Origin of the sequence: Colwellia sp. 6_MG-2023 (assembly GCF_030547765.1) — a bacterium.
Classification (GTDB): domain Bacteria; phylum Pseudomonadota; class Gammaproteobacteria; order Enterobacterales; family Alteromonadaceae; genus Colwellia.
This window is the reverse complement of sequence record NZ_JAUOPP010000025.1, coordinates 63833-70161: the sequence shown is the minus strand read 5'-3', so window position 1 is coordinate 70161 and position 6329 is coordinate 63833. Positions and strand designations below refer to the sequence as shown.

The following is a 6329-nucleotide window of genomic DNA, read 5'->3' as shown; positions in this document are numbered from 1 at the left end:
CGTGAAGGATTTGAACCTTCGACAAATTGGTTAAAAGCCAACTGCTCTACCAACTGAGCTAACGGCCGACATATTGTATTATTGGAATAAATCCCAACCTATCTTTTAAACTCGATAGAAGAGTGCTTTATTCAAAATAATTCATTTTGAATAAAAGGTCAGTTTTGAAGGATATAAAGCTTCATCTAACTTAAACTAGAAAATTAAAGGTTAAACCTTAATTTTGATAATCTAAAATCAAAGTGGTCGGCCGTGAAGGATTTGAACCTTCGACAAATTGGTTAAAAGCCAACTGCTCTACCAACTGAGCTAACGGCCGACATATTGTGATATTGGAATAAATTCCAACCTAACTTTTAAACTCGTTAGTAGAGTGTTTTTCTTTTAAAACTATTTAAAAGAAACATTTTAAAAAATTGGTCGGCCGTGAAGGATTTGAACCTTCGACAAATTGGTTAAAAGCCAACTGCTCTACCAACTGAGCTAACGGCCGACATTGCGTTTAGGTTGGTGCCTCGACGCGCCGCATATAATACTGATATATAAATTTAGTGCAAGAATAAATTTACTTTTTTTCACTATTATACATTGTTTGATTAAAAACAAAGCACATTGCTAGTTTTGTCAACAACAAAAATAGCAATAGTCTTTAAACTAGCAAAGGCTTAGTTTAGTTTATTTAACCGAGGTTTTGCTAATTGTGCTGAAGTTGACTCAGGATATTCACTTAACAGTTGACGATATAGCTGCTTAGCTTTATTGTCATTTTTTTGTTGTTGTGCAACCATGGCTAATTTTAACAGTGCATCAGGTCTTTTACTTGAGTCTTTAAATTGCTCAACAACAATAGAAAATTCTTGTTCAGCTTCAGATAACTTACCTTTATTAAACAACAACTGCCCTAACCAATAATGTGAATTAGGCGCATAAGTTGACTGAGGATATGCCTTATTAAAGCTGTGAAACTCAGAAATTGCCTGTTCATATCGCTTATCTTTTAGCACCAAATTAAGTGCTTTATCATAAGCTTCATTCTCAGTTAAATCATCACTATAATTTTTGGTAACCGCCGGCAAATTAACCACCGTAGTACTAGCAGCTTGTGAGGTTGACTGCAAAGCCGCACTTACTCGTCTATCTAGCTCTTGATATAACTCTCGCTGTCTTTCAAGTACTTGAGATAGTTGATGTGTATGTAACTCAGTTACACCACGTAATTCATTAACTTGATTTTGTAAATCATCAAGCTGACTTTGAATATTTACTTGCGCTCGATTACGAGAGTCAAGTTTTCGCTCAACATTAGCCAATTGCTCTGTTAATGAACCTTTATTTTGTTTTTCACTCGATGCAGAGCTTACATCAATAACTGGCGCTTGAGCCGCTAGCACAACTGAGGTACTAGCAGTCAAAATTAAGCCAAATAAAACCGCTCTATTTGAAAGGGTTAGTTTCATTTTTTTTCCGATTATATTTATTTAAAGTTCGCTATGCAGTTCTGATGCATAGCGTTTAATAAATAGTTTTAGTATACAATTACCGCACGGCGATTTTTAGAAAAAGCTTCTTCAGATCTATCTTTGATCATTGGCTTTTCTTCACCATAGCTTACAATTGATAATTGATCTGCCGATACACCCATGTTTTCTAAATAAGTTACAACAGCTTTAGCACGACGCTCACTTAATGCAATATTGTACTCAGGTGTGCCACGTTCATCAGCATGACCTTCAATTAGTACTTTCACACCTGGGTTAGCATTTAAGAATTTAGCATGAGCATTCAATATGTCTGAAAATTCACTGCTAACACTTGAAACATCAAAACCAAAATAAATAATATGTTCAGAACGTAACATAGCTAATTGTTGACGTTCTTGCTCTTTAATTTCAGCAGCTCGTTTAGCAGCTTGAACTCTTACAGCTTCTTCAGCTGCTGCTTGCTGCTCTTGTACCATTTCAACGTTACTATCAACGCTTACTTGCTCGTCTGATGAATCATTAGAGCTACAAGCCGCTAGTGCTAGCATTGGTAAAGCGATAGCTACATTTTTAAGTGTTTTATTTAAAATCATATTATTTTTTTCCTTATTTTACAAAAGTGTAATTTTAATTTTTTCTTTCTTTTTTATATAATAAATAGTTTTTTATTTAATAACTATCACTTTACAAAAACGGTGACCAAGCAGGTGACTTAACTTGACCATCAAGAGCCGGTAGACGTGCTTTAAAGCGACCATCAACTGACACTAACCCAAGTACCTGCCTATTATTATGCAAGGTACTATATATTATCATTCCACCATTAGGTGAAACACTTGGTGACTCATCTAACCTGGTTTTCGTTAGCACTTGAAATAAACCTGAGTCTAATTCTTGCTTCGCTAAACGATATTGACCACGAGTTCTATTAACCATGATTAATTGTTTATTATCAGGCGTAATAGAGCCACCTAGATTCATTTCACCATTAAAAGTGAGACGCCTAACTTTCCCATCGATTAAATTTACGCGATATAGTTGCGGTTTACCACCCCGTTCTGAACTAAATATTAAAGAATTTCCATTTGGTGCCCAACTTGGCTCGGTATCTATCGCTCTATTACGCGTTACTCGACGTAATGTTTTTGTTGCTAAAGTCATGACATACAGGTCAGGATTACCGTCTTTTGATAAAACCATCGCCATTTTTTTGCCATCAGGAGAAAAGCGTGGCGCACTATTAATACCGTCATACGAGCTTATAAGCTGACGTTCACCTGTATAAATATTAATAGTATGAATTTGTGCTTGTCTATTCTCAAAAGAGACATAAGCTAATTGCTCGCCATCAGGATGCCATGAAGGAGACATAAGTGGTTCATTAGAGCTTAATAATACTTGTTCATTAAAGCCATCATAATCGGCAAAAGCTAACTGATAAGGAAAGTTTCCTCCATCTCTAACAATAACGTAAGCAATTTGTGTTAAAAACGCACCTTTTGTGCCGGTAAGTGACTCATATACTGCATTACTAATAGTGTGTGCATAGCGGCGAAACTGTTCACTACCAATTTGTGCGCTACTTTGGCTTAAAATATGATCTTCTGTTTGTACCAATTCACCATTACTCAACATAGATGTTTGTCCGCCAGTAACTTGTCCACGAATAACATCAACTAATTGATAGCTCACTCGATACTGTCCTAAGCTAACTTCATCTATTGTGCCTGTAATAATAGCTTCTACACCAATACTAGCCCACGCACTGTAATCAATATTTGTTGCTGAAGTAGGCAGTTGAGGGAATTTACTTTGACTAATGGGATTAAACTTACCACTGCGTAATAAATCATCGCTAATGACTTTTGACACTTGTTCTGGAAGCTCCCCTGCTCCCCTCCATTGAAATGGAACAACCGCAATAGGTCTTGCACTATCAACACCTCCAGTGATCACAATTTCGAGTGTAGCCATCGCTGAGGTAGAGAGTAAGGTTATAAAAATTCCAAGTAATAATTTAATTTTCATATTTTTCTATTTAATCCAGTTCTGTTAATTTTTTGAGAGTTATTGAACAAGCTATTTTAAATTTATTTTGTTTTCATCCAAAATTAGAATTCAGGCACAACAGTAACACCAATATTACGCATTTCTTTAAATACTTCAGGATCTTTAGAAACAGGCAGTGTACCTGCTTTATATACAGCCCTTTTAGCCGCTTCACATACTACAGTATCACCGCTAACGTTTTTAACTTGTGTAACAAAGCCTGAAGGCGCAAGACTGATCATCAATTTACAAGACTTACCCTCCATTGTTGATCGATCATTAATCATATTTTGATCAATAACATTAGTAATAAGCGCTGCATAGCGTTGTATTTCCGACATCATTTGTTGCTGACGAGCCTTATTACGTGTGGCCATTTCAGCGGCCATTTGCTCAGCAATTATTTTTTCTTGTGCGGCCCTTTGCGCAGCTTCTTGCTCTTTGCGTTTACGCTCTGCTATTTGCTTTTTACGAAGCTCTTCCGCTTTTTTGGCTTCAGCTTCAGCAGCTAACCTTTTAGAACGAGCTTTTGCTGCCGCCTCTTCCGCTTTTTTCTGTTCTTGTTCTTTTTGTTTTCTCACTTTCTCCGCATTTTTCGCTTTCGTATTAGCTTCTTGCGCTGCTTTATCTGCTTTTTTCTTTTCTTGTTCTTTAATCTTACGCTGTTTTTCTAATTTCTTTATCCGCGCTTCTTCTTGTGCTCTACGCTTCTTAGCATCATTGGCACGCTTTTCTATTTCTTCAATTCGTTTTTTCTCTGCTGATTGTTCATCCGCTTTTTGTTTTTTTATCTCATTTATCGCTTTTTGTAATTTTGCCCCATCAACAACCGTTGCTTCTATCGGCTTAACTTCTTGCGCAATTGAAGCACTTGCTTTGGGCTTTATTTCGCTATTAAAGTCTCCCATAAAAAGAACAACGATCAAACCTACATGCAAGGTTAAACTTAGCCAAATAGCTTTAATGAAAGTGCTCTTGTTATATTTTTGCGTCACTTTAATTCTCCAACGGTTCTGTCATTAAACCCACCGATGGTACACCTGCAACATTTTGTAGTAATACCATTAACTGAATAACTGCATCATATGAAACAGCACCATCTCCATTAACAACAACCGGTGTATCAGGGTTTACCAATAAATGTGCTTTCACTAACGTAGCAACTTCTTCAGCTGAAAGTGGCTCTTTATCATTAGCACCCAAAGTAATATAGTATCGCCCTTGAGCATCAACTGAAGCGACCAATGGCGGTTTAGTATCTTTATCTAATGGCTCAGCATCTGCTTGAGGTAAATCAACCTTAACCCCTTGCGTAATGAGTGGCGCTGTCACCATAAAAATAATCAATAATACCAACATAACATCAATATATGGAACAACGTTGATTTCAGCAACTTTTCGGCGTCTAACTCTGTTATACATAAAATACGCCCTTATTTATTCTGGCTTACTAACAACAGTTTGTCGTTGTAAAATACTCGCAAACTCTTCCATAAAATTACCGTAACTATTTTCAAGTTTTTCTACTTTATGGCTAAATCGGTTAAAAGCCATTACGGCAGGAATGGCGGCAAAAAGCCCCATAGCTGTTGCAATAAGCGCTTCAGCGATACCAGGAGCTACCATCGCTAATGTGGCTTGTTGCACCGACCCCAAACCAATAAATGAATTCATAATACCCCACACAGTGCCGAACAATCCGATATACGGACTAATAGAGCCGACTGTCGCCATAAAAGGTAAATGTGTTTCTAAGTTGTCAACTTCTCGTGATAGTGCAACACGCATAGCACGTTGGGTGCCATCAATAATCATAGTTGGATTATCAATGTGACTTTTACGTAAACGCGCAAACTCTTTAAAGCCTGCAACAAATAAATTTTCAACGCCTTGAACTTCGTTCTTAGTTGATATTTCATTATAAAGTTTACTTAAATCGGCACCACTCCAAAACTTGTCTTCAAAGTTTTTTAATTGTTGTGTCGCTAAGCTAAGCGCTTGTCGACGCTGAAAGATCATCGCCCAGCAAGCCACAGAAAAGCCTAACAACACTAACATAACAAATTTAACCAATATACTGGCTTCTAAGATGAGTTCAACAATTGAAAGTTCAGCAGACACGTTTTAACGCTCCTAATATAGATTCTGGAATAGCCATAGGTTTTACTTTTTGAGAGTTATGACTTTGAAAGTTAACACAAGCAACACGTACAGTTGCAGTACATATTAATTGTTGTTCTTGATTTGTTATTTGTTGATTAAACACTAAACTAGCACGTTTTAACGTGGTTATAGTAGAGTTTACCTTAAGTAAATCATCTAATTGTGCAGAAGCAATATTATCCATTTCAACCTTTCTGACAACAAAACCAATGTTTTGTTCTAAAAAATTAGTCTGGTTAACACCAAGCTCTCTTAACCACTCAGTACGAGCTCGCTCAAAAAACTTTAGATAGTTAGCATAATAAACAATTCCACCTGCATCAGTATCTTCGTAATAAACTCTTAGCGAGTAATTGTGGCTTGTATTTAATTTTATATTTGACATTTACAACAAGGTTTCTAAGCAATCGACACAAGTGAACATATACTAATAGATAACCTAGTAGACAAACAAGGCGAAGTTAATGAATATTTACACTTTATATCAAAAAAGTAATTTATTATGTTACGGCTAATTAATGATTAACATTAACAAAGGTGATAATTAGATAAAAGGCCTTATATAAATTAAAAACAAAATTATTCATTAGTTTTTCTAATGCGAAAAAGTAATTTTATTAGTTTGTCACACTAAGT

Annotated in this window: 7 protein-coding genes and 2 tRNA genes; all 9 read right to left on the bottom strand. The window is 36.1% G+C overall.

The window, feature by feature from the left end; genetic code table 11:
* Window positions 1-243 precede the first annotated feature (243 nt).
* Window positions 244-319, bottom strand: a tRNA-Lys gene (locus tag Q4503_RS15265).
* 98 nt (window positions 320-417) lie between these two features.
* A tRNA-Lys gene (locus Q4503_RS15260) sits at window positions 418-493 on the bottom strand.
* A 172-nt stretch (window positions 494-665) separates the two neighbouring features.
* Window positions 666-1457, bottom strand: coding sequence for a tol-pal system protein YbgF (gene ybgF, locus Q4503_RS15255; RefSeq protein ID WP_215972634.1), 792 nt, complete (start codon window positions 1455-1457; stop codon window positions 666-668).
* A gap of 68 nt (window positions 1458-1525) precedes the next feature.
* Window positions 1526-2074, bottom strand: coding sequence for a peptidoglycan-associated lipoprotein Pal (gene pal, locus Q4503_RS15250; RefSeq protein WP_215972635.1), 549 nt, complete (start codon window positions 2072-2074; stop codon window positions 1526-1528).
* A 91-nt stretch (window positions 2075-2165) separates the two neighbouring features.
* A complete protein-coding gene (gene tolB, locus Q4503_RS15245; RefSeq protein ID WP_215972636.1) occupies window positions 2166-3509 on the bottom strand; it encodes a Tol-Pal system beta propeller repeat protein TolB in 1344 nt (447 codons plus the stop codon).
* Between the two features lie 83 nt (window positions 3510-3592).
* Window positions 3593-4525, bottom strand: coding sequence for a cell envelope integrity protein TolA (gene tolA / locus Q4503_RS15240; protein ID WP_215972637.1), 933 nt, complete (start codon window positions 4523-4525; stop codon window positions 3593-3595).
* A 1-nt stretch (window position 4526) separates the two neighbouring features.
* The gene (gene tolR / locus Q4503_RS15235) at window positions 4527-4952 is read right to left on the bottom strand and encodes a protein TolR (RefSeq protein ID WP_159821120.1); all 426 of its coding nucleotides are present in this window, start codon (window positions 4950-4952) and stop codon (window positions 4527-4529) included.
* 15 nt (window positions 4953-4967) lie between these two features.
* Window positions 4968-5651 (bottom strand): protein TolQ, encoded by a 684-nt coding sequence (gene tolQ / locus Q4503_RS15230; RefSeq protein WP_215972638.1) that lies wholly within the window; start codon window positions 5649-5651, stop codon window positions 4968-4970.
* Window positions 5641-6078 (bottom strand): tol-pal system-associated acyl-CoA thioesterase, encoded by a 438-nt coding sequence (gene ybgC, locus Q4503_RS15225; protein WP_215972639.1) that lies wholly within the window; start codon window positions 6076-6078, stop codon window positions 5641-5643. The genes tolQ and ybgC overlap by 11 nt, the downstream gene beginning before the upstream one ends.
* Between the last annotated feature and the right edge of the window lie 251 nt (window positions 6079-6329).

Bases quoted from the DNA above. Each gene is read 5' to 3' on its own strand.
- tolR (WP_159821120.1), bottom strand. From the start codon at position 4,952: ATGTATAACAGAGTTAGACGCCGAAAAGTTGCTGAAATCAACGTTGTT.
- ybgC (WP_215972639.1), bottom strand. From the start codon at position 6,078: ATGTCAAATATAAAATTAAATACAAGCCACAATTACTCGCTAAGAGTT.
- pal (WP_215972635.1), bottom strand. From the start codon at position 2,074: ATGATTTTAAATAAAACACTTAAAAATGTAGCTATCGCTTTACCAATG.
- ybgF (WP_215972634.1), bottom strand. From the start codon at position 1,457: ATGAAACTAACCCTTTCAAATAGAGCGGTTTTATTTGGCTTAATTTTG.
- tolB (WP_215972636.1), bottom strand. From the start codon at position 3,509: ATGAAAATTAAATTATTACTTGGAATTTTTATAACCTTACTCTCTACC.